General features: G+C 38.9%; 27 protein-coding genes, 1 tRNA gene and 1 riboswitch. Of the genes, 2 read left to right on the forward strand and 26 right to left on the reverse strand.

Annotated features, from left to right (window positions below; all coding sequences use genetic code 11):
- From B7725_RS06405 to B7725_RS06515, 22 genes are all read right to left on the reverse strand, one after another.
- A complete protein-coding gene (locus B7725_RS06405) occupies positions 1 to 2430 on the reverse strand; it encodes a VirB4-like conjugal transfer ATPase, CD1110 family (protein WP_142357354.1) in 2430 nt (809 codons plus the stop codon).
- Entirely contained in the window at positions 2342 to 2731 is a 390-nt protein-coding gene (locus B7725_RS06410) for a PrgI family protein (RefSeq protein ID WP_040333537.1), read from the reverse strand. The genes B7725_RS06405 and B7725_RS06410 overlap by 89 nt, the downstream gene beginning before the upstream one ends.
- Positions 2732 to 2734: 3 nt before the next feature.
- Positions 2735 to 2998 carry a hypothetical protein gene (locus tag B7725_RS06415; RefSeq protein ID WP_040333539.1) on the reverse strand — a complete coding sequence of 88 codons (264 nt, stop codon included), beginning with the start codon at positions 2996 to 2998 and terminating at the stop codon, positions 2735 to 2737.
- Positions 2999 to 3015: 17 nt separating this feature from the next.
- Positions 3016 to 3879 (reverse strand): VirB6/TrbL-like conjugal transfer protein, CD1112 family, encoded by an 864-nt coding sequence (locus B7725_RS06420; protein ID WP_000466908.1) that lies wholly within the window; start codon positions 3877 to 3879, stop codon positions 3016 to 3018.
- A 19-nt stretch (positions 3880 to 3898) separates the two neighbouring features.
- Positions 3899 to 4114 carry a Maff2 family mobile element protein gene (locus B7725_RS06425; protein WP_000863833.1) on the reverse strand — a complete coding sequence of 72 codons (216 nt, stop codon included), beginning with the start codon at positions 4112 to 4114 and terminating at the stop codon, positions 3899 to 3901.
- Positions 4115 to 4117: 3 nt separating this feature from the next.
- Positions 4118 to 4429 carry a single-strand DNA-binding protein gene (locus B7725_RS06430; RefSeq protein WP_005541371.1) on the reverse strand — a complete coding sequence of 104 codons (312 nt, stop codon included), beginning with the start codon at positions 4427 to 4429 and terminating at the stop codon, positions 4118 to 4120.
- 535 nt (positions 4430 to 4964) lie between these two features.
- Positions 4965 to 5333, reverse strand: a complete 369-nt coding sequence (locus B7725_RS06440; RefSeq protein WP_003042548.1) for an EXLDI protein — start codon at positions 5331 to 5333, stop codon at positions 4965 to 4967.
- An 80-nt stretch (positions 5334 to 5413) separates the two neighbouring features.
- Positions 5414 to 7195, reverse strand: coding sequence for a VirD4-like conjugal transfer protein, CD1115 family (locus B7725_RS06445; RefSeq protein ID WP_005541372.1), 1782 nt, complete (start codon positions 7193 to 7195; stop codon positions 5414 to 5416).
- Complete coding sequence (locus B7725_RS06450; RefSeq protein ID WP_005541374.1) at positions 7192 to 7677, reverse strand: PcfB family protein; 486 nt, start codon at positions 7675 to 7677, stop codon at positions 7192 to 7194. The genes B7725_RS06445 and B7725_RS06450 overlap by 4 nt, the downstream gene beginning before the upstream one ends.
- Positions 7674 to 8525, reverse strand: a complete 852-nt coding sequence (locus B7725_RS06455; protein ID WP_005541377.1) for an ATP-binding protein — start codon at positions 8523 to 8525, stop codon at positions 7674 to 7676. Before B7725_RS06455 ends, B7725_RS06450 begins: the two co-directional genes overlap by 4 nt.
- On the reverse strand, positions 8522 to 9301 hold the full coding sequence (locus B7725_RS06460) for a replication initiator protein A (protein WP_084875230.1): 780 nt from the start codon (positions 9299 to 9301) through the stop codon (positions 8522 to 8524). Before B7725_RS06460 ends, B7725_RS06455 begins: the two co-directional genes overlap by 4 nt.
- An 87-nt stretch (positions 9302 to 9388) precedes the next feature.
- Positions 9389 to 9670 (reverse strand): CD1845 family protein, encoded by a 282-nt coding sequence (locus B7725_RS06465; RefSeq protein ID WP_005541379.1) that lies wholly within the window; start codon positions 9668 to 9670, stop codon positions 9389 to 9391.
- 18 nt (positions 9671 to 9688) lie between these two features.
- A complete protein-coding gene (gene rlmD, locus B7725_RS06470; RefSeq protein ID WP_084875232.1) occupies positions 9689 to 11320 on the reverse strand; it encodes a 23S rRNA (uracil(1939)-C(5))-methyltransferase RlmD in 1632 nt (543 codons plus the stop codon).
- Positions 11321 to 11394: 74 nt separating this feature from the next.
- Positions 11395 to 12369 carry a DUF1002 domain-containing protein gene (locus tag B7725_RS06475; RefSeq protein WP_084875234.1) on the reverse strand — a complete coding sequence of 325 codons (975 nt, stop codon included), beginning with the start codon at positions 12367 to 12369 and terminating at the stop codon, positions 11395 to 11397.
- Between the two features lie 74 nt (positions 12370 to 12443).
- On the reverse strand, positions 12444 to 13058 hold the full coding sequence (locus B7725_RS06480) for a lysozyme family protein (protein WP_084875235.1): 615 nt from the start codon (positions 13056 to 13058) through the stop codon (positions 12444 to 12446).
- A complete protein-coding gene (locus tag B7725_RS06485) occupies positions 13058 to 14032 on the reverse strand; it encodes a nucleoid-associated protein (RefSeq protein WP_162279016.1) in 975 nt (324 codons plus the stop codon). Before B7725_RS06485 ends, B7725_RS06480 begins: the two co-directional genes overlap by 1 nt.
- Before the next feature lie 7 nt (positions 14033 to 14039).
- The gene (gene glyA / locus B7725_RS06490) at positions 14040 to 15296 is read right to left on the reverse strand and encodes a serine hydroxymethyltransferase (RefSeq protein ID WP_084875238.1); all 1257 of its coding nucleotides are present in this window, start codon (positions 15294 to 15296) and stop codon (positions 14040 to 14042) included.
- A 49-nt stretch (positions 15297 to 15345) separates the two neighbouring features.
- Positions 15346 to 15777 carry a GNAT family N-acetyltransferase gene (locus tag B7725_RS06495; protein ID WP_084875240.1) on the reverse strand — a complete coding sequence of 144 codons (432 nt, stop codon included), beginning with the start codon at positions 15775 to 15777 and terminating at the stop codon, positions 15346 to 15348.
- Between the two features lies 1 nt (position 15778).
- Entirely contained in the window at positions 15779 to 16381 is a 603-nt protein-coding gene (locus B7725_RS06500; protein ID WP_084875242.1) for an L-threonylcarbamoyladenylate synthase, read from the reverse strand.
- The gene (gene prmC, locus B7725_RS06505; protein WP_084875243.1) at positions 16365 to 17201 is read right to left on the reverse strand and encodes a peptide chain release factor N(5)-glutamine methyltransferase; all 837 of its coding nucleotides are present in this window, start codon (positions 17199 to 17201) and stop codon (positions 16365 to 16367) included. The genes B7725_RS06500 and prmC overlap by 17 nt, the downstream gene beginning before the upstream one ends.
- Positions 17201 to 18280: a peptide chain release factor 1 gene (gene prfA / locus B7725_RS06510; RefSeq protein WP_001028815.1), complete on the reverse strand. Its 1080-nt coding sequence runs from the start codon at positions 18278 to 18280 to the stop codon at positions 17201 to 17203. The genes prmC and prfA overlap by 1 nt, the downstream gene beginning before the upstream one ends.
- Positions 18277 to 18867, reverse strand: coding sequence for a thymidine kinase (locus B7725_RS06515; RefSeq protein ID WP_084875245.1), 591 nt, complete (start codon positions 18865 to 18867; stop codon positions 18277 to 18279). The genes prfA and B7725_RS06515 overlap by 4 nt, the downstream gene beginning before the upstream one ends.
- A 122-nt stretch (positions 18868 to 18989) precedes the next feature.
- Here B7725_RS06515 and B7725_RS06520 point away from each other — a divergent pair, with 122 nt between their 5' ends.
- Both B7725_RS06520 and mnmE read left to right on the forward strand, forming a co-directional pair.
- The gene (locus B7725_RS06520) at positions 18990 to 19172 is read left to right on the forward strand and encodes a 4-oxalocrotonate tautomerase (RefSeq protein ID WP_001117401.1); all 183 of its coding nucleotides are present in this window, start codon (positions 18990 to 18992) and stop codon (positions 19170 to 19172) included.
- 135 nt (positions 19173 to 19307) lie between these two features.
- Positions 19308 to 20681 carry a tRNA uridine-5-carboxymethylaminomethyl(34) synthesis GTPase MnmE gene (gene mnmE, locus B7725_RS06525; protein ID WP_084875247.1) on the forward strand — a complete coding sequence of 458 codons (1374 nt, stop codon included), beginning with the start codon at positions 19308 to 19310 and terminating at the stop codon, positions 20679 to 20681.
- A gap of 42 nt (positions 20682 to 20723) precedes the next feature.
- Here the strand turns inward: mnmE and dapA are convergent, their stop codons facing one another.
- The 4 genes from dapA to B7725_RS06545 all read right to left on the reverse strand — a co-directional run bounded on the left by dapA (position 20724) and on the right by B7725_RS06545 (position 23836).
- Positions 20724 to 21659, reverse strand: coding sequence for a 4-hydroxy-tetrahydrodipicolinate synthase (gene dapA, locus B7725_RS06530; protein ID WP_084875249.1), 936 nt, complete (start codon positions 21657 to 21659; stop codon positions 20724 to 20726).
- Between the two features lie 55 nt (positions 21660 to 21714).
- The gene (locus tag B7725_RS06535) at positions 21715 to 22791 is read right to left on the reverse strand and encodes an aspartate-semialdehyde dehydrogenase (protein ID WP_084875251.1); all 1077 of its coding nucleotides are present in this window, start codon (positions 22789 to 22791) and stop codon (positions 21715 to 21717) included.
- Positions 22792 to 23148: 357 nt separating this feature from the next.
- A tRNA-Thr gene (locus tag B7725_RS06540) sits at positions 23149 to 23221 on the reverse strand.
- A gap of 105 nt (positions 23222 to 23326) precedes the next feature.
- Entirely contained in the window at positions 23327 to 23836 is a 510-nt protein-coding gene (locus B7725_RS06545; protein WP_061598422.1) for a QueT transporter family protein, read from the reverse strand.
- Positions 23834 to 23930, reverse strand: a riboswitch (PreQ1 riboswitch). Its footprint overlaps the gene before it by 3 nt.
- Positions 23931 to 23939 lie beyond the last annotated feature (9 nt).

Raw genomic sequence — 23939 nt, forward strand, 5'->3', positions numbered from 1 at the left:
CTACCTCACTTCTTCCGGCTTGGTAGTCATCTTCTGATATAAAATTGTATCTTTCGGAAACTTATCAAGGAAAGGCACAATGGTATTTCCAAAGAAAAGTAGTCCCTCACCTTCATTTGAATTAGTAACATATCTGAGCTGTGGAAGTGAGATTTTAAGTTTTCTTGCAAGTATCTCTCTATCTCCTGATGCTTGATTAAGCATTAAGACAAAGTCTGTATTGTCAAAGATATTTTCTATCTCATTACTCATAAGTAGGTCTTTGACATTCTGCGTAATACCTGTTGGAATACCTCCCCATTTACGAAATCTTTTCCAAATCTCTACGGAATAGGATGCTGTCTGCTCATCTTTTAAAAGCAAATGGAACTCATCGATATAGTACCTTGTAGCCTTGTTTCCTCTGTTTTGTGACACCTTATTCCACACCTGATCCTGAATAACAAGCATTCCTATTTTCTTTAGCTGACTTCCAAGTTCTTTAATATCAAAGCAAAGGAGCTTCTTATTTAAGTCCACATTTGACCTGTGATTAAAGACATTAAGAGAACCTGATACATATATTTCCATCTCTGTTGCCAGCTTCTTACCAACCTTTTCCTCCTGTCCTTTTAACATATCGTATAGGTCTTGTAGTATTGGCATATTACAAGGCTCTGGGTTTTCAAAATACTTTTCATAAATTTTAGGCAGACATCTATCTATAACGGACTTTTCTTCTGCTGTAAGCCCACTACCGCCAACTACAAGCTCAAGCATAGACATAATGAAATTTGCCTTGTCTTTAAGAGGTGCGTCCCCATCACCGTAGTTCATATTTATATCAAGGGGATTTAAGTAGTCTTTTGATTTACTGCTGACTTTTATCACTTCTCCCTTAAATTGTCTTACAAGGTTTCCGTACTCTCCTTCCGGATCGCAGATAATCACATCATCATCCGTTACTAAAATCGCATTTGCCATCTCTCTTTTGGCACTAAAGGACTTACCACTACCCGGAGTTCCTAAAATTAAGCCGTTCGGGTTTTTAAGTTTCTTTCTGTCCGCCATAATGAGGTTATGGCTCAAAGCATTTAGTCCATAGTACAGACTGTTACTTGAGTTGATAAAAAGTTCCTCTGTGGTAAAGGGCATAAAGACTGCTGTTGATGAACTTGTCAGTCCTCTGTCTATTTCAATCTTATTTACTCCAAGAGGCAGCACACTCACTAAACCTTGTTCCTGCGTATGGTCAAGCCTTTTTATTTTACAGTTGTGCTTATTGGCAATAGAGCTTATCTGAACGATAGTGTTATCAAGCTTTTGCACTGTCTTTGCAAAGTTCATAAAAACAATACTTACCACAAACATACGCTCATCTCTTGTCTGCAAATCTTTTAAGAGGCTCTTTACATCTTCTCCATAGGTAATTAAATCACTTGGGAGAATATCCATATCATAACCTGAGCGAACCGCCTTTTTGTTTTCTTCAATCCTCATCTTATCAATATCAGTGTTTTTTCTTTTTACCATCTTGATGGCTTCAGACTGGTCAATCGCCCTTATATGAAAAGAGATATTGATGTTATCATCAATATCCAAAAACTCCGAAAGCATACGGTCGGACAGTTCACTGGCAAGGATTTGAAAATGACTTGTTGCACCGATGAATTTTCCAAACTTAAAGTATCTGCTTGGCATAAAATTAAATTCATCCGGCACGATATATGTTTTGGTACCTTCTTTTTTCTTTAAATCTTTGTAGGAAAATTCAAATGTTTTATTTGGATTTAAAACATCATGAAGTATCTTTAGCCTTTCTTCTCCGTTTAGGCTTTCTGCTCTCACACCCATGCTCTTTAGATTAGATAATATATCCATCTCCAGTCTTTCAAGTTTTGATGTTGCCTGCTCTAAATTATCCGCTTCCACTGTAAAGGTTACATACTTTGATTTTTTAAGTCCGTTATTTCCCTTTACAATCTGGCTTTTAAGCATCTCTCTAAATTCAAAGCGTATATCGTCAAAACCGTCCTTTTTATCCGGTATCTGAATTGCCGACTTCATTTCTTCGTTTCGTCCGAGCTGATTGATATATGAAAACTCAATGCTGATGCTTGGATCGAAAGAGTTTAGGAAGTTTGCAAACTGATTAAAAATCAAGTCCCTATCTTCATCTAAAGCAAGCTGATAGTTAATGTCCTGAAAGGCTATACTTTTACTGAAGTGCTTTTCATCAAGCTGGCATATTCCGCTTTTTAGAAGCCTTAGATAGGGAATGGTATCTTCTACCGTATATCTTTTCGGTTCTTTCTTAAAGATAAGGTCAAGGATTCCTCCCTTATCTTTTTTTGACTTGCAATTACTTTTCTTTAAGTCCCGCTTTTGACTTCTCAATGCCTTTTCGTTTTGCATGAGTTTTATTTGCTGAATTTTTCTTTTCTTGTTCAAGGTAAACCTCCTTTCTCACTCTCTTTTTTGGCTGATAAAACTTATGAAGGTAGATATGCTTAAAATATTTCTCAAAGGTCAGTCCGTCCTTTTCAAATAGTGTGATGAAAAAGATAGGAAGCGTGGACACGATAAGGAATATGACAGCTATGTCATTTGGCACAAGCTTCCTCATAAATAAATATACTGGTATTCCAACCAGTCCTGCAAGTGTGAAGCCTATGAGCTGCCTTTTCGTTAGGTTAAAAGCAACCTTTGTCTTTACCCTATTTAAGTCTTTAGGGATTGGTACATACGCCATATCTTACCTCCCATCTTCTTTACCCTTTGACAGCTCCTCAAAGTGTTCATATACAGAGCCGATTTCTTCCTGAATACTCTCTATCTGTTCATTCGTACTTTTGTTATATCTTTCCTGCATTAAGCAAAAATCATTATGGCAGCGACCGATGTCATCTGTTCTTTCTTCCAATTCTTTTACCTTGTTATGAAGCCTGATTCTATCAATTATCGCCATAATACCTGCTCCAATTATTACTGCTGTAAATGTTGTTTTTCTTTTGTTCATCCTATCATTCCTTTCTTTTAGTGTGCATTTAATACGCTTTTGGCCAGTGTTCCGCTCTTTAGCATCATTAACCCCAGCAAAACCGCATAGCCAAGTATCGTCATGGTGCTTGTGTGTATATCTGTTATCTTAATTGTCTTAACTAATACTGCGTATATTCCAAGACAAACCATTAAAAAGAGTCCCTGTAGTCCAAGTGCAAATAGTCCTTTGATGTAGTTTGTTCCAATCTGTCCCCACTCCTTGTTTCCCATTGTGGCAAATGGAATGGCTGAAACTGATGAGTAAACATAAATCTCAAACATTCTTCCATAAACTACAAGCATAATCACAACGGATATTACCTGTATAGCAACCTTTATGAGTGAGGTTTCAAAGAGAATCATGACAAGTTCTCCAAGTCCCTTTTCTTTTAGGGTATCCATCATTGCCACTATCTGATCTCCGGAAACGGTGGCAGAGGTATTTATCACCCCTGCCGCCTTATTTACCATGTGCTGTGCCACATCAAAAACTGCCATTGAAAACTCAAAGGCATGGGATACTAACCATACAGCGATCCACATCTTGATGATGTACTTGAAAAATTCAAAGGTATCTGTATCGTGCATATTGTTCTTTTGCATTACCATATTGATAAGCTCGATACAAAGAACTGCTGTGATGATTAGTCCCGCTATTGGAATGATAACGGAATCGTTAATGCTTTTGATAAAGGCAAATACATCTCCGTTCCATCCCATAGGAGTTTTTCCTACATCTGTTGCAACTGCACCAACTTTATCGTTGATGTCAAGAAACATGGACTCTAAGTTTGCTTGAATACCGCCCAGTAGAAGCTCCTTAAAGAATTCTTCTATCTTGTCGAATATTCCAAACATCTAAGCTCTCCTTTTCTTCTTAATTAAGTACATTGGCAAGTAGTGGAATGAGCTTAAGTCCGATAAGAACGATACCTCCTCCAGCCATAAGCTGCTTAATACCTTGGCTCTTAGCACCGGGATTGTCATTACCATATCCTTCCATCAAGTTGATAACGCCCCATGCTCCAAGTCCTGCACCTACTGCCATAACCAAAATCTTTAATACATTAACTGCCTGTGTAAAAAATGCCATAAGTTATTCCTCCTCGTTTTCTTCTTTCTTTTCAATCTTGTTATATGACTTCACTACAAAGTTTTTGTAAGTCTTTCCCTCTTTTTCACGCTTCTTAAAGTAACCAAAGATGTGGATTAAATCACCTTTTTCAAAGTCCTTTGCTTTCTCAGCTTTTTCTCCATAGGCTGCACAGTTGATGTACTCCTTTCCCTTTCCGTACTTTTTTACAAGCGTAAAATTTGCAACTTCTACCGTTTCTCCGTCTTTTTCAAAGTTTGAGAAAGTAGGTTCCGCCACTAAGTTGGCGTTGATGTTAATCATTTCTTGTTTCATCTTTTTAAATTTCTCCTTTTCAATTCAATAAAAAAAGCGACCAGAAGTATTACTTTTCCAATCGCTGATACTCTTACTATTTAGTTTTTTCTTAGTGGGACTTCTGATCCTTATCATCTTATCTCCTTTATTGTCTTTAACATATTTAAGGGAATTAGCATTTTGTCGTGTATATATTAGTGAAAGGTACTTGAAAAACTAGTCCGCTAATTAGCGAGTTTCCCCTATTTATTGATCGCAATATAAATTGAAAATAGGTATGAAAAAAGACGATAGATTTTTTTCTTTTCTATCGTCTTACGCATTTAGTATTCAATTTTTCAGTTCAATAAACTAGGATTTATATTTTACTTACAAAATAGTATGAAAAACTATACGAATAAGTAGAATTAAAATTGCACCTACTACTCATACAGCAATTACTTTTTGAAAATTTCTTTTTTCTTGTTTAGCCGTATAATTATACCATTTCATAAACGGATACCTCCAAAATTCCAAATTTACTTAATCTAATAAATAGGGAGTTCAAGATGTACTAAATATCCAGTACTTCTACTATTTCTCCATTTTTTTCTTTAAACATAATTTTTTTGACCACTTCTTCTCCTAAATATTTTGTAAACTTAGTCAATTCTGTTGATACTTCAAATACTATATTATGTTTTATATCACTTAATTCAAAACTCGAATCATATCTTGTTTTATCTGACCAATAGTTCCAATTTATATCTGTCCTTTCATAATAAACATAGTTTCCCTTTGGAGTTACAAATACTCTTTTATTTATTAACTTCTTTTCATCTTCGGATTTAAATATTTCAGAATACAGCTTCATCCCTTTAAATACTTTGTAATTGCTAATTTTATCATTTGAAATATTTAATTTAATTTCTTCATACTTCATAGAAAACCTCCACAAATTCAAATTTATCTAGCTTTATTATATCAAATATACCCTCGACCATATAGTTATAACAGTAAATCTTACAATCTTGTAATTACCGTATTTCTATTAAGCTTAACCTTGCCTTTTCTCTTTATATATTCTTCAATATCAAACACATTCTTCTTGTCATAATCTTCTAAGAACTTATAGTTCTTATGCTTTGTGATGTCGAATTTATCTGAAAGAAAAGGTCTTACACCTCTAAGCTGAAAAATACATTTACTACCGTCCATTACAGTAATCTCATCTTGGCTCATCAGTTCCTTACCTGTCTTTTGATAATTTAAACCAAAGCTCTTTTGATTTGACCTTGTTTCCGATGTGTTATATAAATCTATCGTTTCTTTTCCCAGTGTTTCAGACAATTCTTTTAGTGTCGTTTTCTCCTTGCCACCAAGAAACAAGGTACTATCACAGTTACCTACGATTGTATCGGCATTATCCTTATAGATTGCCTTTAACTGAGATTGTGCTTGAAGTATGATACTTGCTGATATTTCTCTGGAACGGATTGTTGCTATAAGTTTCTCAAACTTTGGAATTAAGCCGATGTTTGCAAATTCATCAAGCAAGCATCTCACATGGACAGGTAATCGTCCGCCATATACATCATCTGCCTTATCACATAAGAGATTAAAAAGTTGTGAGTACATAATGGAAACTACAAAGTTAAAAGTATCGTCTGTATCAGAGATGATAACAAATAGTGCTGACTTTCTATCTCCGAGGGTATCAAGCTCAAGTTCATCTTCTTTCATCAAGTCCCTAAGTTCCCTAATATCAAAGGGAGCAAGTCTTGCACCACATGAAATAAGAATAGACTTTGCTGTTTTTCCGGCAGCCAATTTGTACTTTTTATATTGCTTCACTGCAAAGTGTGTAGGCTCTTTCTTTTCCAGTGCTTCAAAGAGTCTGTCTATCGGATTCATATAGGTTTCATCATCTTCTCTAACTTCTGAAGCGTCTATCATATCGAGAAGTGTTGCAAAGTTCTTTTCTTCTCTTGGAGCTTCATAGAAGATGTAGCCGATAAGGGCTGTATAGTAGAGCTTTTCAGCTTTGACCCAAAAATCTTCACCTGCTTTTTCGCCCTCTCCTTTCGTATTTGCTATGATTGTCTGCACCAATTTCAGAATGTCTTTCTCAGAACGGATATAGGCAAAGGGATTGTATTTCATGGACTTTTTGAAGTTAATGGTATTTAAGATTTTAATCTCATAGCCATTATTCTCAAGCATCTTGCCGCACTCAAGGACTATCGTTCCTTTCGGATCGGTTACGCAATAACTACTGTGCATTTGCATAAGGTTTGGTTTTACATAAAATCGGGTTTTTCCACTTCCTGAACCACCGATAACAAGCACATTTTTATTTCTCGCATACTTTGGATTAGCCGGTCTACCATTCATTGTTAATCGCTCAGTTTGTGTAAGCAAAATATTATTTTGAAACTTTTCATCCATATATGGCTCTATATCTTTTTTAGTTCCCCATCTTGCCGATCCATACTCTTTTCCCTGCCTAAACTTTTTAGCGTTTTTCCCTTTTGTATAGACAATGAATTTGATTAAAGCAGCCACTCCTATACCTATTAAAATATCCGCCGGATGAATACTCGGAAGAAAGCTCATTGTGTTAAGCTCCAATATCCCCTGAAATATTTTATCTATCACATCTCCTCCAACATAGCTTCTTACATGATTTGAAAAGATGTTTCCTAAATAGAAAAATGCAAGATAGGGAATATTCTGCTTTAGAAACTTTACCTTATCCTGCACCTTAAATAAGCCTTTGATGTCCTTTAATATCTTATCTATCATAGGCTCTGCTCCTTTTGTTTATTCTTGATTTTATCTTTGGAAACAGAGTTTTTAGCCATTTCCTTGAACTTTTCAATATTCTTATGGATAGATTCTTTTCTTTCCGTTTTCTTTTCCGATTCTGACAGGGCATGCTTAAAGGCTTTCTCCATAACCTTCATATCTTTAGCTTGAAAGAATACTGAATATTTCCCACTCTCCTTATCTTTCATGACTGAAAACTTTACGCCATACCGATTAAGTTCTTTTTTCAGTTCCTTAAGCTCTGCTTCTTCAACCGGAATTTCTTCAAGCTGTCCCTTTTTAACCATATCTTTTAGCTTTACTTCATTTCCGTTGCTATTTACAAGTTTTTCAAATCCTCCAAGCTTTTCTGCTTCTTTCATCAGTTTCTTTAATAAGTTCAGAATTAGCTTTCCTGTTACTTTAGCAGCTCTTACTTCCATATTCAGCGTTTTTCTTGCTATTTCTTCATTGATCAAGTTCTCTCACCTCCGTTCAGTAACCTCTCTTTATTACGAGCCAGCTTATCCTTTTGAATAGCCTTTCTAAAATCTTCTCCTACAACCATAACAGGAATACACATCTCTATAATTCGTGAATAAATCCTCTGATACTCCACACTTTCTGTACAATTTACAATTGTGTCGTAAGAAAGGTTTGTGGTGAAAATAGTCGGTTTCTGTTTTAAATACCTGTTATTCACAATGTTATATACCTGCTCTTTAGCATAGCTTGTATCTCTTTCAATTCCTAAATCATCCAAGATAAGAACAGACGTATTCACAAGCGATTCTATATATGCGTTCTTGTCAAAATCAAATCCTCCCTTTTGCAGTTCATTGATAATCTGTGAAAAATTTCTTATTTTAACGCTTATTCGATACTGTTCAATAAGGCTATTTGCAATGGAGCAGGCAAGATAGGTCTTTCCGCTACCTACTGAGCCATAAAAAAGGAGTCCGATGTTTTCTTTTTTCATTTCCTCATATTTTTTTACAAAGTTCTTTGCAATGATAAGGCTTTGATTTTCTTCTCCCTGATAATTTTCAAATGTGTATGACCACTGAATAATCGAGTTAAAGCAGCTACTCTTTAATCGTTCAATCTCCATCTGCTTTTGTCTTTCTTTTTCTTTTGCTTCTCTATTTCTATCGCATTTACAAGAAATCTTAAATATCATCTTGTTATCAAAGAACTCCATCACTTTTCCGTCTTTTCTTTCATGGCAGACTTTGCAATAGGCGTGTCCATCTTTGATATACTCTTTTTCAGGATCATAAGAGTACTCTACATCCTCTATCATTACTTTTTCCAATTCTTTCATCATAGGTGTTCTCCTTTATCATATTCTTCCCATGTCAGTATATTTGATGTTTTCACTTCTTTTCCTCTCCCCTGATCTTTATAGAACCAAGAAAGGATTGTTGCTTTATGGTCTTTATATGTCTTTCCGGTGCTTTTGATATATGCAGATAATCTCTCAATGTAATTATCAAGCTGTGAGTTCATTATGATTTGTAAATCGGATATATCTTCAGCAGCTAAAAATACATTTTGAAATGTTCCAAGTCCGTTTACACCAAAACTATATTCTCTCTTACTATACTTACTCTTATTATTCTCTATATAGTTAGAGTCAAGATTTTGAACTTCCTGAAGTTCATTTTCTTTACTTCTGAGGTTAAAATCTTTTACTTCTGAAGTTAAGTTTTTTGACTTCTGAAAGTCATTTTCTTTTACCGCTAATATGCTCATAAAGTCTTTAACATATATGACATTCGGCTTACCAAGCCCAAGCCTTACTCTTTCAATCAGTCCGATTCCTTTTTTCATATCGAGTTCATCTAATGTTTTTATAGCTGTCGGCTTTGAGATATTTCTTCTTCTCATAATTTCTTCGACTGTGAAATAGATAAATACTCTGCCTTCCTTGTCCACCCAATTATTCTTAAAGGACATTCCTGTTCGTTTCAAAAGCATAGAATAAAGGATAATTGCTTCAGCAGACAGTCCCTTAAATTCTTCTCCGTCTACCAATATTTCAGGTACTTTTAGAAAGTTAAATCTTTCTGCTTCTCTGTTATAGAAATAGTCAAAGTCCATCGCTTCACCTCCTCCCCAAAAAATTGGCAAAGAAAAAGACGATAGTTTTTCTTCTATCGCCTTTGGTAACCATTTGTATGAATTTTTTTAGATTGATTTTATTGCTTCATTGATTCCCTGAAGGAATGCTATAACAGCTGCTCCGACCATCGGTATTCCATAAGGACTTAACAAAAATCCTAATACCAATGCCTCAATGCCAAGTGATATATCTTTTTGCATAAATGATCCTATTGCAGCAACTATACACATCAGCATTAAGAAATACAGAATAGTTGTTCCTATGCCAAGTATAAATGTCAGAAAGGCAGTAAGGATACTCAGCAGCAAGCTGATTGGAAATAAGATTATTTTTATTATCCATCTCATAAATACCCTCCATTTCTACTAAATCATTTTAAAATGCTTTAACGCATCCATAATAGCTTCCTCTTTTTCCAGTGTGCATTGTGGAATAGCCTGTTTCTCTTTTTTTGATTTATTATAATGCTCCCTCAGTACAATTCCACATTTCTTTTTAATCTGTGCAATATAGAGTGTCGAAACCTTTAAATCAAATTTTTCCAATATATATTCCTTGATTTGTGCATAAGTCGCTTTACTTTCAGCACTTGTCAAATCAAGCTCATCAAGCTTAATTTCAACATCTATATGTTTGTCGACATCAAGTTTGGACAATAACGCTACCGTCTCGACGTGATGCGTTTGAGGAAACAAGTCCACCGGCTTGACTTTCCTCAACTCATATCCCAATTCTTGGTAGAGTTTGATATCACGCGCCATGGTTGCGACATTGCAGGAAATATAGACGATGCGGTCAGCTCCAGTTTGGCTACTTGCTTTAATAAAGCTTTCGGTCAAGCCCTTGCGTGGAGGATCAACCAAGATAACGGTTGGTTGGATGCCTTCCTTGAGCCAATTCTTCATGGCATTTTCAGCCGTGTCACAAACATAGTGGGCGTTGGTGATATTGTTTAATACAGCATTCTTCTGGCTATTCTTTACTGCTTCTGGAATCACTTCAACACCGTAGACTTCCTTGACATGCTTTGCAACAGACAATCCAATCGTTCCAATACCCGAATAAGCATCGATCACCACGTCATCTTCTTTTAACTCCGCAAAGTCAATGGCTGTTTGATAGAGTTTCTCCGCCATTTCAGTATTGACTTGGTAAAAGGCTGGGCCAGCGATTTGGAAATCATTGCCCAACATCTGATCCGTAATATAGTCTTGACCATAAAGAGTCTTCCATTCCTTACCAAAAATCGCATTGGTATTCTGGTCGTTGATATTTTGCATGACAGAGACAATCTCTGGGAACTGCTTGATTAGTTGTTCAATCAATTGGTCAACACGAAAAACTTTCGGACGAGTGGTCACCAGAATAACCATGATTTGTCCTGAATAGTGCCCACGACGCACAACGAGGTTACGAATCAAGCCAGACTGTTCCTTCTCATCATAGGGTTTCAAATCATAACGACGGAGTAAGTCACGTAGGGCTACTACTACCTCATCAATCACCGGATCTTGGATAAAGAAATCTTTGAGTGGCATGAGATCATGCGAATTCTTACGGAAAAAGCCCGTTTCCAAGATACCATTCACTCGACGAACGGGCGCCTGAGCCTTATTTCGGTACTTGACAGGATTTTCCATACCGAGCGTTTCAGCAACATCTACATCGGTAATACCAGCAATCTTATAGAGACTATCTTTGACTTGCTTGGTTTTAAACTTGAGCTGCTCTGGATAGGCAAGATGCCCCAAGTCAGCAATTCCTGATCGTAGATAAGCTAGGTCAAGGTCTTGGTTACGATGTGAAGAGTAAGTAAGGTATTCTTCAACTTTTCCATAGCCAATCTTTTTATTGACCTTAAGGACACGCATGAGAATTTTCTCAGTTGGTAGAGCATTTTCTACAAAGAAAACCAAACCATCCACCTTAGCAACCCCAGCACCTTCATGGGTCAAATCAACAATTTCAACTTCTACAATATCATTTTTCTTTAACATATTTTTCACTTTCTATCGGCCGACAAAAAAAGACGGCAACATTTCTGTTACCATCTATTATATCATGAAATGACCTAAGCACCAAAACTCTTGAAAAAGTTGACAATAGCTTGCCATAGGGAGCTAAAGAAGTTGCCCCCGTCTTCTAGCGCTTTATTGGCATCAAAGTTGAGATTGATGTTTTTAAAACTATCTCCAGCTTGGGACACAATGCTTTCCTTGAGGTCATTTAGGGTTTTAGTGAAATCAGCATTGTTCAAAATGTCACTCTTTGAGAGATTGAGGGCAAAATTGATGATGATATTGACCTGGTTTCCTGTTATAACCTGATCAAGTTTGTAGTTTTTCAAGGTGTCTTCAACAATTTTGCGGACATCTTCTTCTGTCAGACTTCCTTTGGCTTCTTTTGCCTTTGCGATTCCTGCCTTGATATCTGTCATAGCCGCATTGAGTTTATTGGCATCATAACCTGACTTGTCCTTGTTTTCAGCATTGATATCGGACAAGGCTTTTAGTTCTTCTTGGGCTAGGTCTTTATTGGATTGCGGTACTTTAGCACCATTGGCCTCTAACGAGTAGTAAATCCCTGCTAGGGCGCTCTCACCTGTAACTGGAATAGGAGCTGCAACTGTGATTTTGGCATGCTCCACTCCCAAGGTCACTGCTGCGTTACGGTACATATCCTGCGTCACCTTGGTGATATTTTCAGGCGTTTCAATCTTGACTTCTAGAGGCGACTTATCACCTAACTTTTGAATCTTAGCTGACGAATAGAGCTGTAGGCTAGCGTCATTAGCCACATTCATGATTTTCGAATAGATATCAGGTGTCATAGTTTTGATATCTTTGGTGTCTTTTGATGCATCATAGCCAAGTTTGCTAAGAGTTTGGTTTTTCTGGTCTTCAGATAGAGAAGAACCTAGGACATATTCTGGTTGTACATAGGTTTCATCGATTACTTTTTGAACATCGGTTGCTGCGTGGACACTCGTCATAGCTGTTGCGACCCACAAAACTGCAGCACTTGTTAGAAAGAATTTCTTTCTCATGGGATATTCCCTCCTTTACCTTTCTAGGGTAATAAAACAATCTTAAAGAAAACTTATAGCAAAAAACACCTGGTCTAGCCAGATGTTGAAAAGAAAGTGAAACATTTGATGATATAAAGGTTTAGTTGTACCTGTCTAGAATAGTAATAGTTTCCACCATTTACATAGAGTTCAGCTCCGTGAAAGATAGAAATAGGGTGAATATAACTATAGGTCTTCCCCGTGGTATTCCCAAGGATTGGAGCGACTGTTTCTCGGGAATAACGCTTGGCCAGTGCTAGTGTATTTTTCTTGCCATTCTGAGCGATAAAGTCTATATAGGCAGGTCCAAAATTATAGGCTTGAACAGCGGTCCAGACATCTACCCCCTTGCTCTGAGCTAGATAGAGGTTATCTGTTAGAGTTTGAATACCTTGACGAATACTGGAGGCATTATCATTGATAGTGTTGGTTGAGCCACTTGCAGACTCACTAGACTGCATAACATCCCCTTCTTTTCCCTTCGTTTCGGTATAAATCATGGCGAGCACAAGCTCTTCATTGGCTAGAGTATCTTTTTCACTCAAGATTTCTCGAACCATAGGTTGATAAGTCATGACTTGCTTGACATCTTGATGGATATGATAGACTTTATAGACAGCGAAAAGGAAGACTGCTAGCACTAGCACTCTTCGTAGTAATTTAAACATTATTTACTTTGAATATCCTCGATATTTTTGATTAAGATAGAATAGGTTCCATTGTCATTTTGGATAAACTCAACAGACTCCGCATCTTGGTAAACATTATTGGGAACGATGAGTTCAATTCCATTTGACAAGGAAAGTTTTTGGTTTTCAAATTTCTTGAGCTGACGACTGGCATCAATTTCATCGAACTGGACTGGTTCTGGTACAGCTTCTTTGACTTGGTCAATAAAGCTCAAACGAGCCGTCAGATTGTTATCAAAAAGGTCGTTAGCTAATTTCTCGGGTGACAGTTCATTGCTTTCTTCCAGATTGTTAAAAATTGCTGATTTGACCTTGGATTGAAATTGAAAATCATCTGTGTTAAAAGTTTCAGCAATTCTCTGGGCTGTTTTTTCCAATTCCCTGATGGATTTCTTGGGAGAAATCTTAGGAGCAACACTTAAGAGATTTTCTGAAAAGTAGTTCAAGAAAGTCCCATTGTACTTGATACGTTTTTCGATGAGGTGGTACTTGCGACTCTGTAGATTAACCACCAAGGCCTCGTCAGCCCCCGTTCCAAATCCAGGTAGATTATTCTGAGTTAGCTTGATTGGATTATCAACTTCTCCTCCGAGGTGGGTCAAGGTTTCCCGCAGGGCAATTCGTAAGAAAGCAAAATGCTCTACACCTTCTTTAGAAAATTGTACAAAAACCAAGTCATTGGTCTTGAGGTTTTCAGAAATACTGAATTCCTCTTTCCAAAGATTAGCCAGTGTTACTGATGTCTCCAACAAATCATCTGTGATGTGATTGAAGAAGGGATTTTCTTCTTCGAAAATCCCAGTCTTGGCTTCATCTGAATACACACGTTCGATTTTTTTGCGCAGGTATTCTTCGATTTTTGGAGTGATATTGAGAAATTTATCCGCTAGAAACAGCTCAGTATCGTCTGGGCTGAACTGATGGATAATAGCTTTCTTAATATAAATGTCCATAAAAGTATTAGTCCTCGTATAGTGGGAAGGCATCTGTCAATGCTTTGACTTCGCTTCTCACTTCTTCTAAGACAGCTTCATTTTCTGCATTCTTAAGGGTTTTAATGATAAGTTCAGCAACTTTACGGCTTTCTTCTTCACCAAATCCACGTGCAGTGATGGCTGCTGCTCCGATACGAATTCCACTTGTCTTGAATGGCGACAAAGTTTCGTAAGGGATTGAGTTTTTATTTAGGGTTATATTGACTTCATCCAGCAAGTTTTGGGCAACTTTTCCGTTTTCAACAACCTTGGTTACATCAACAAGGAAGAGGTGGTTTTCAGTACCACCAGAAATGATACGGAAGTCAGGGTCTTGCAAGAAGACAGCTGCCATAGCCTTGCTGTTTTTGATGACATTAGCAGCATATTCCTTGAAAGCTGGATCCAAAACTTCTTTGAATGACACCGCCTTAGCAGCGATAACGTGCTCCAAAGGTCCACCTTGGATACCAGGGAAAATAGCTGAGTTGATTTTCTTAGCTAGGTCTTCATCATTGGTCAAGATCAAGCCACCACGCGGTCCACGAAGGGTTTTGTGGGTCGTTGTTGTCGTGATATGAGCGTATGGCACTGGGCTTGGATGAAGACCAGCTGCCACCAAACCAGCGATATGGGCCATGTCCACCATTAGCTTAGCCCCAACAGCATCTGCGATTTCACGGAATTTTGAGAAGTCGATAATTTGAGAATAGGCTGAAGCACCCGCTACAATTAGTTTTGGTTTTACTTCTTGGGCTTGTTTCAAGATAGCATCAAAGTCCAAGAGTTCCGTTTCAGGATCCACACTATAAGAAACAAAGTTGTAGGTTTGACCAGAGAAGCTAACTGGAGCTCCGTGGGTCAAGTGTCCACCTGCTGCCAAATCCATCCCCATAACGGTATCACCTGGATCAATCAAGGCCATGTAAGCCGCACAGTTGGCTTGGCTTCCTGAGTGAGGTTGGACATTGGCAAATTTAGCACCGAAAATTTCTTTTGCACGTTCAATAGCTAGAGTTTCTACCACGTCTACTACATCAGTTCCACCATAATAACGGCGTCCTGGGTAACCCTCGGCATATTTGTTTGTCAAGATAGACCCTTGAGCTGCCATAACAGCCTTGGAAACCACGTTTTCGGAAGCAATCAACTCAATGTTGTTTTGTTGGCGTTCTTCTTCTTTGGCAATAGCATTCCATAGATCAGCATCGTATGCTTTAAAATCATCTTTGTCAAAAATCATAGGTCTTCTCCTTTATAGTGTGACTGGTCCTTTAGTTTAAGAAAATATACTAAAAGATGCGAATAAACCGTTTCTGCACTTTATCACAAGTATAACCAACTTTTTCATAAAATGCATGAGCTCCCAGACGATGATCAGCAGAGTTTAAGCGGATAAACCCATAACCCCGTCTTTTTGCTTCTTGATCCAACCCTTGCAGTAAGCTTTTACCAATACCTTGCCCTTGTGCTTGAGGTAAAACTGCTAAGGCTAAGATATTAAATCCTGCTTTGGAATAAAGAGATTCATAAACCTCAGCGTGGACATAGCCAAGTAGGACATGACTGGCTGCATCCTCATAGCCAAGTAGGAAATGATGGGAATCGTGAGACAGTCTAGCTAGTTGACCAGCCGTGTCCTCTGGACTAAAAGAATAACCCAGAACCTCTTGGTTGATATCACAAATAGCTTTTACATCTGTTTCTTGCAAATCTCTTAGCATCTCATTCCTCCTCAAAAGAAATCTCTGGCAACTGTGCAAGAATATCCTCTCGCTTAATCGCCCCCTGGCGTAAGATTTTCACCTTGTCTCCAGACAAATCCAAAATCGTCGAATCCTGTCCAGTTAGAAAAACGTCGTCCTCCAGACCCAGAACCTCTTGGTCAAAATCCTCTAGAATTTGAGCAAAGGTCACTCCACTCGCCTGACCCGAGATATTGGCAGACGGCCCAATCAAGGGTCCTGTCTCTCGAATCAAATCAAGTGTAATGGGGTGACTCGGCATCCGAAATCCCACCGTTGCAAGACCAGAGTTGACCCAATAGGGAACTCGGTCATTGGCTTCGAGGATAATGGTCAAGGGACCTGGTAAAAAGGTCTCTACAAGTTTTTCTAGATAAGTTGGCTGATTCTTTGAAAAGTGTAAGATGTCCTCTAGAGAAGCGACATTAAGATTGAGTGCCTTATCTCTGGGACGACGTTTGAGTTGGTAAACATGGTCGACAGCTTTTTCATCTAAGGCCTTAGCAAAGAGACCATAAACTGTCTCGGTAGGTAAAACGACTGCTCCGCCCTTTTCTAACTCTTGTCTAATCCTGTCCATCATCAACTACAACCATCCTATCTTGACCAAATTGGTCCTTGAGTATTCGTGCTCGTTTTTCAGGAAAATGTTTCTTAAAAAGCGCAGGAACACTTTGACCTTGCCTGTATCCAATTTCAAGGTAAATCTTACCACCATCTGTGAGATAGTCTTTTGCATCTTCCGCAATTCTACGGTAAATAGCTAGGCCATCCTCATCTGCAAAGAGAGCTAGATGAGGCTCCGAATGTAAAACATTCAAACCAACCTCTGACTCATCTTCACGAGAGATATAGGGTGGATTGGATACAATTATATCATATTTTTCAGAAATTTCTGCAAAACAATCAGATTTTTTAAAAAATATATTAAGATTTTGATTTCTAGCATTCTCTGATGCAACCTCTAAGGCATCTTGGGAAATATCTGCTGCTGTCACTGACCAACCTGGTCTGTTTTTTGCTAATCCAAGAGCTATGGCGCCACTACCTGTTCCGATATCAAGAACTGAAAGGTTCGTCTCAAGATTTTCGGCTAGGATGAGTTCCACCAACTCTTCTGTTTCTGGACGAGGAATCAAAACCCGCTCATCTACTTTTAACTGCATTCCAAAAAAATCTGCGTGACCAATGATGTACTGTGCCGGTTTGTGAGCCACTAACTGCTGGTAAATTTCTTCTACAAATTGTTTTTCTTCCTCTGTTACCTCTTGTTGAAGAGCAAAGACAAAGTCCGTAAAAGAGAGATTTTTTAAGCTACGATAGACAAAAGAGAGGCTTTCTGCTTCCTCTCCTTGTCTTATCAACTCTTCTTCAAAATCTGAAAATAATTGAGCTAATTTCATTATTTGTTTAATTCTTCTAATTTTTGTGTTTGGTCATAAAGAACCAAGGCATCCACAACTTCATCCAATTTACCAGACAAAATGGTATCTAGTTTTTGGAGAGTCAAGCCAATACGGTGGTCTGTGACACGGTTTTGTGGGAAGTTATAAGTACGGATACGTTCAGAACGGTCACCAGTACCGATAGTAGACTTACGTTCAGCGTCTTGTTCATCTTGAGCAATCTGAGCAAAATGGTCAGCAACACGCGCACGAATGATCTTCATAGCCTTCTCACGGTTTTTCTGCTGGGTACGTTCTTCCTGCATTTCAACCTTGATATTGGTTGGCAAGTGAACGATACGAACAGCAGTCGCAACCTTATTGACGTTCTGTCCACCAGCACCAGATGCGTGGTAGATGTCAACACGAAGGTCTTTTGGATCAATATCGTATTCTACTTCTTCTACTTCAGGCATGACAAGGACAGTTGCAGTCGAGGTATGAACACGACCTTGACTTTCTGTCACAGGAACACGTTGCACACGGTGGGCACCAGATTCATACTTGAGTTTAGAGTAAACAGACTGACCTGAAACCATGGCAACGACTTCTTTGAAACCACCGACACCATTCATAGAAGCCTCCATGACTTCAAAGCGCCAACCTTGGGCTTCCGCATACTTTTGGTACATAGTTAGAAGGTCTCCGGCGAAAAGTGCCGCTTCGTCACCACCAGCCGCTCCACGGATTTCAAGGATGATATTCTTGTCATCATTAGGATCTTTTGGAAGAAGCAAGATTTTTAATTTTTCTTCGTATTCTTCTTTTTCAGCCTTGGCATCTTTGAGCTCTTGCTTGGCCATTTCTTCCAAGTCCGCATCTCCGCCTGATTCCTTAATCATCTCCTCAGCATCAACGATGTTTTGAAGGACTTGTTTGTACTCACGGTAGGCAGTTACCGTATCACGAGTAGAAGCCTCTTCTTTGGACAATTCCATGAAACGTTTGGTATCAGATACCACATCAGGGTCACTCAGCAATTCTCCTAATTCTTCATAACGGTCCTCTACAGCTTGTAGTTGATCATAGATGTTCATTTTTCTTTATTCTCCTTATTGATTTCAGGGGCAAAATAATGTTTACGGCAGACTGAGATATAGGTTTCATTGCCACCAATTTGAATTTGTTCGCCATCATAGACTGGCACACCATCGTGCGTACGCAACACCATAGTCGCCTTTTTCTTACAGTACTGACAGATGGTCTTGATTTCTTCAATCTTGTCTGCTAAGAGCAAGAGGTATTTTGAACCTTCGAACAAGTCATTGCGAAAGTCATTCTTCAAACCAAAAGCCATGACAGGTATGTCTAGCTCATCAACAACACGAGCTAGGTCATAAACATGGTGACGCTTGAGAAACTGGGCCTCATCGACCAACACACAGTAAGGTTTTTCAGGTAAGTCTCGGATATAACCAAAGATATCCGTCGTTTCCTCAATCGCAATGGCTGGGCGTTTCATGCCAATTCGACTCGACACATAGCCAACACCGTCACGCGTATCCAGAGCCGAAGTCATAATCACAACTCCCTTTCCTTGCTCCTCGTAGTTATAGGCCACCTTGAGAATCTCAATCGTCTTACCAGAGTTCATGGTCCCATAACGATAATACAACTGTGCCATGCTTCTATTTCACGTCCATTTCTAAATTTTTGCTACATTCTAGTATATCATAATTTTCTTAAGCTTTAAACGGCAAAATGTGGTAAAATAGAAGAAATCAAAAACTAGTGGAGGAAGCTATTATGCCATTTGTACGCATCGATTTATTTGAAGGACGCACCTTAGAGCAAAAGAAAGCTCTTGCTAAGGAAGTAACAGAAGCTGTTGTTCGTAACACTGGAGCCCCTCAGTCTGCTGTCCATGTCATTATCAATGACATGCCTGAAGGAACTTACTTCCCTCAAGGTGAAATGCGCACCAAATAAACTAGCTTAAGCAGAATTGCTTAGGCTTTTTCAATCTCCAAGTAGCATCCATTGAAGAAATAGCCTAAATTTGTTACAATTTGAAAAGATACTTGGAAACTACATCCTAAGAAAAGAAATACAAAAGGAATTAGTATGATTACACGTGAATTTGATACCATCGCTGCTATCTCTACTCCACTAGGTGAAGGAGCCATTGGTATTGTCCGCCTGAGTGGAACTGACAGTTTTGCCATTGCGCAAAAGATTTTCAAAGGAAAAGACTTGAGTCAGGTGGCTAGCCACACTCTCAACTATGGTCACATTGTTGACCCTCAAACTGGTAAGGTTATGGACGAGGTTATGGTTGGGGCTATGAAGTCTCCAAAAACCTTCACTCGTGAAGATATTATCGAGATTAACACCCACGGTGGGATTGCAGTAACCAATGAAATTCTCCAGCTAGCTATTCGTGAAGGAGCTCGGTTAGCAGAACCTGGTGAATTTACCAAACGCGCCTTTCTAAACGGTCGTGTGGACTTGACACAGGCTGAGGCGGTGATGGACATCATCCGTTCCAAGACTGACAAGGCTATGAATATCGCCGTCAAACAATTGGACGGTTCTCTTTCTGATCTCATTAACCATACTCGGCAAGAAATCCTCAACACACTTGCGCAAGTCGAGGTCAATATCGACTATCCTGAGTATGATGATGTTGAGGAAGCTACTACTGCTGTTGTCCGCGAGAAGACTATGGAGTTTGAGCAATTGCTAACCAATCTCCTTAGGACAGCCCGTCGCGGTAAAATCCTTCGTGAGGGAATTTCTACTGCCATCATCGGACGCCCCAACGTTGGGAAATCCAGTCTTCTCAACAATCTCCTTCGTGAAGACAAGGCTATCGTAACAGACATTGCTGGTACTACTCGTGATGTCATCGAAGAATACGTCAACATCAATGGTGTTCCGCTTAAATTAATTGATACAGCGGGTATCCGTGAAACAGATGACATCGTCGAACAAATCGGTGTCGAGCGTTCGAAAAAAGCCCTCAAGGAAGCTGACTTGGTTCTACTAGTGCTAAATGCTAGCGAGCCACTAACAGCACAAGACAGACAACTCTTAGAAATCAGTCAGGATACCAACCGCATTATTCTACTCAATAAAACTGACCTACCAGAAACAATTGAAACTTCGGAACTCCCTGAAGATGTTATCCGTATTTCAGTTCTTAAAAACCAAAATATCGATAAGATTGAAGAGAGAATCAACAACCTCTTCTTTGAAAATGCTGGTTTGGTTGAGCAAGATGCCACTTACTTGTCAAATGCCCGTCATATTTCCTTGATTGAAAAGGCCGTTGAAAGCCTACAAGCAGTTAATGAAGGTCTTGAACTAGGGATGCCAGTTGATTTGCTTCAAGTTGACTTGACCCGTACTTGGGAAATTCTCGGAGAAATCACTGGAGATGCTGCTCCAGATGAACTCATTACCCAACTCTTTAGCCAATTCTGTTTAGGAAAATAAGAATAATCCATGATCGTTCGGTCATGGATTTTATTGTCTTTATTAGTAATCTGGTCTTAAAACACCAGTTACAGTTGCCTTAGTTGCTTCGTAGTCACCATCTACGACAACCTTGATAATGCGTTTGGCATCTTCTTCTGGTGCTGGAACTAGAGGTAGACGAGTTGGTCCAGCTTCAAATCCCATATAGTTAAGGATTGCCTTAACTGGAGCAGGACTTGGATAAGAGAAGAGGGCGTTAACCTTAGGAATGAATTTACGTTGAATAGCTGCTGCTTTTTTCATATCGCTTTCTGCAATAGCAGTCAACATCTCGTGCATTTCATCTCCATTTGTATGAGATGCAACAGAAATAACCCCGTCTGCACCAAGGTTCATGGCATGGAAGGCATCTCCATCCTCACCAGTATAAATCAAGAACTCTTCTGGCTTGTGCTCAATCAAGTAAGCCATATTAGCCAAGCTAGTACATTCTTTGACACCAATGATATTTGGGTGGTCTGCCAAACGAAGCATAGTTTCTGGAGTCAATTCGACAACCACACGACCTGGAATGTTATAAATAATAATAGGCAAATCTGAGGCATCAGCAATAGCCTTGAAATGCTGATACATCCCTTCTTGAGAAGGTTTATTATAGTAAGGTACGATTGCAAGCCCAGCTGCAAAACCACCAAATTCTGCTACTTCTTTGACAAACTCGATAGAGTCACGCGTATCATTGGTACCTACACCCGCAATCAAAGGAACGCGTCCATTGACAATCTTTTGTACAGCTGCAAAGAGTTCCAACTCTTCATCGTGAGTCAAAGTTGGACTCTCAGCAGTCGTCCCAGCTAGAAGAATTCCATCTGTATGATGGGCCAATAAATGCTCAATCAAGGCTGGAATGGCATCAAAGTTGATGGAACCATCCTCGTGGAAAGGGGTAATGAAGGCCGTGATGATTTTACACTCTTTTAAATCTTGATAAGACATGAAAACACCTCTCTATTTCAAAGAAGGAGTTCATCTGAACTCCTAAACGATATGACTATTTTAATTCAAATTTCAATTCAGCTGTTGGACGAACCAATCCACGTTCGTGAAGCGTTTCTGCAATCTGAACTGAGTTCCAAGCAGCACCTTTGAGAAGGTTGTCTGAAACAACCCACATGTGGATTCCTTTTTCTGCATCTAGGTCTTTACGGATACGACCAACAAAAGTATCACGCGAACCCACTGCATTGACAGCTTGAGGATAGATTTGGTGCGCTACGTCATCCTCAAGAACAGCACCTGGAAAGGCTGCGATGGCTGCTTTGACTTCTTCGATTGGTGCCACTTCTTTTGTTTCGATATAAACTGACTCAGAGTGAGCTGACAAGACTGGAATACGTACACAGGTTGCAGATACTGAGATGCTATCATCTTCCATGATTTTCTTAGTTTCCTTAGTCATCTTCATCTCTTCGTAAGTGTAATCATTGTCAGTGAAGACATCGATTTGTGGAAGAGCGTTAAAGGCGATAGGATAGTGTTTCTTGTCACCACCTGAAGGCAAGATTTCCGCATGCAAATCACGTGGATTCACACCATCATTCAAGACTTCACGAAGTTCACGTTGTGTTTCAAGAATCGCACCCATACCAGCACCAGAGACTGCTTGGTAAGTTGAAACGATGATGCGGTCCAAGCCCCATTTTTGGCGGACCGGCTCAAGAGCCACCATCATTTGGATTGTTGAACAGTTAGGGCAGGCAATAATCCCGTTGTGGGCATCAAGTGCATGAGCATTGACCTCTGGAACAACCAAAGGAACATCTGGATTTTGACGGAAATAAGATGTGTTATCCACTACTACAGCTCCAGCTTGAACTGCGTATGGTGCATACTTAGCTGATGTCGAACCACCTGCTGAGAAGAGTGCAATATCAACACCCTCAAAAGCTGTCTCAGTTGTTTCTTCAATCGTAATATCTTGGTCTTTAAATTTCAAAGTCTTGCCTGCTGAACGTGCAGAAGCAAGGTAACGGATTTTATCGATTGGAAGTGTTGATTCTTCCAACATTTTTATCATCTGAGCTCCGACAGCACCTGTCGCGCCGACTACAGCAACTGTATATCCCATAAATAACCTCTTTCGGAATTTTCTAAAAATTTCTATAATAGATGTATTATACTACTTTTTCCAGAAATTGAAAAGCACTTTTAGACTATATTTTCTGAAAACTAAAAATCCCTAGCCATTTGACCAGGGACTAAGAGGCATCTTCATGTGATGAGCAGGTTCACACAACTCATCAAGGTCCGCTCCTGCGTTATGACCTCCTTATGCTCAATAGTAGTTCGAAGACTACCTATCGACTCATCGCAACTACTATTCTACTAGATAGAGTCACTTTTGTCAACTGCCAAAACTCTTCGCTTCATTTATACAAGTGTACAAGAAAAACCTTGGTTTCCCAAGGTTATTTCGTTTCTATCATGCTAATTGCCGGGATTGAACCGGCGACCTCATCCTTACCATGGATGCGCTCTGCCAACTGAGCTAAATCAGCTTACCTAAAAAGTATACTATAGTTCTATGTTCTTGTCAAGCGCTCTCTTTTAATTTTATGGAATGGAAAAAGCTAGATTGAGCAAGAATCTAGCTTATAAACTTCTTATCTTGTTAGATCGATTCGGCGTCCTAATTTTCCGATTAAAATAGCACCAACGATAAGCGATGCAAACTCTCCAATCCCTGTAGAAAACCAAGTAAAGAAGAATGGAGCTTCAGCAACGATATGAAGTTCTGCTGCAATGGTAATCATTGAAATAGAGAAGAGGATTGAAAAGAAGAAATGATCTTTTCGAATCAAACCATTGAACAAATAGTCTTTCTTATACTTGCTAAAGAGCCAAACACCTAGACTAAGGAAAATTAGAGTAGATCCTCCGCCGACAAAGACATCAATTATGCCAAAACTAAAGAAATTAGCAATCATACAACCAATCGTCACACCGATGATATATTTAGGATTGTAAAAAGCCAAAAAATTCATCATCTCAGAAATACGGAACTGGTAAGCACCGTAGCTAATGGCATTCAGTGGTGGGGTAATGGTTAAAACCACATAGATAGCAGCAACAATGGCAATATCTGCCATGTCACGAACAGTTAATTTTTTCATTTTTTCTCCTTTGGCGGTTTCCCGCGTAAAATATGCTTGGTGAAAGAAGCTAAGCACCAAGGGTTGAGATTATCAACCTTACCAGTATAGCACAATATAGGAC

The sequence above is a fragment of the Streptococcus oralis subsp. tigurinus genome, assembly GCF_002096275.1.
Classification (GTDB): domain Bacteria; phylum Bacillota; class Bacilli; order Lactobacillales; family Streptococcaceae; genus Streptococcus; species Streptococcus oralis_CN.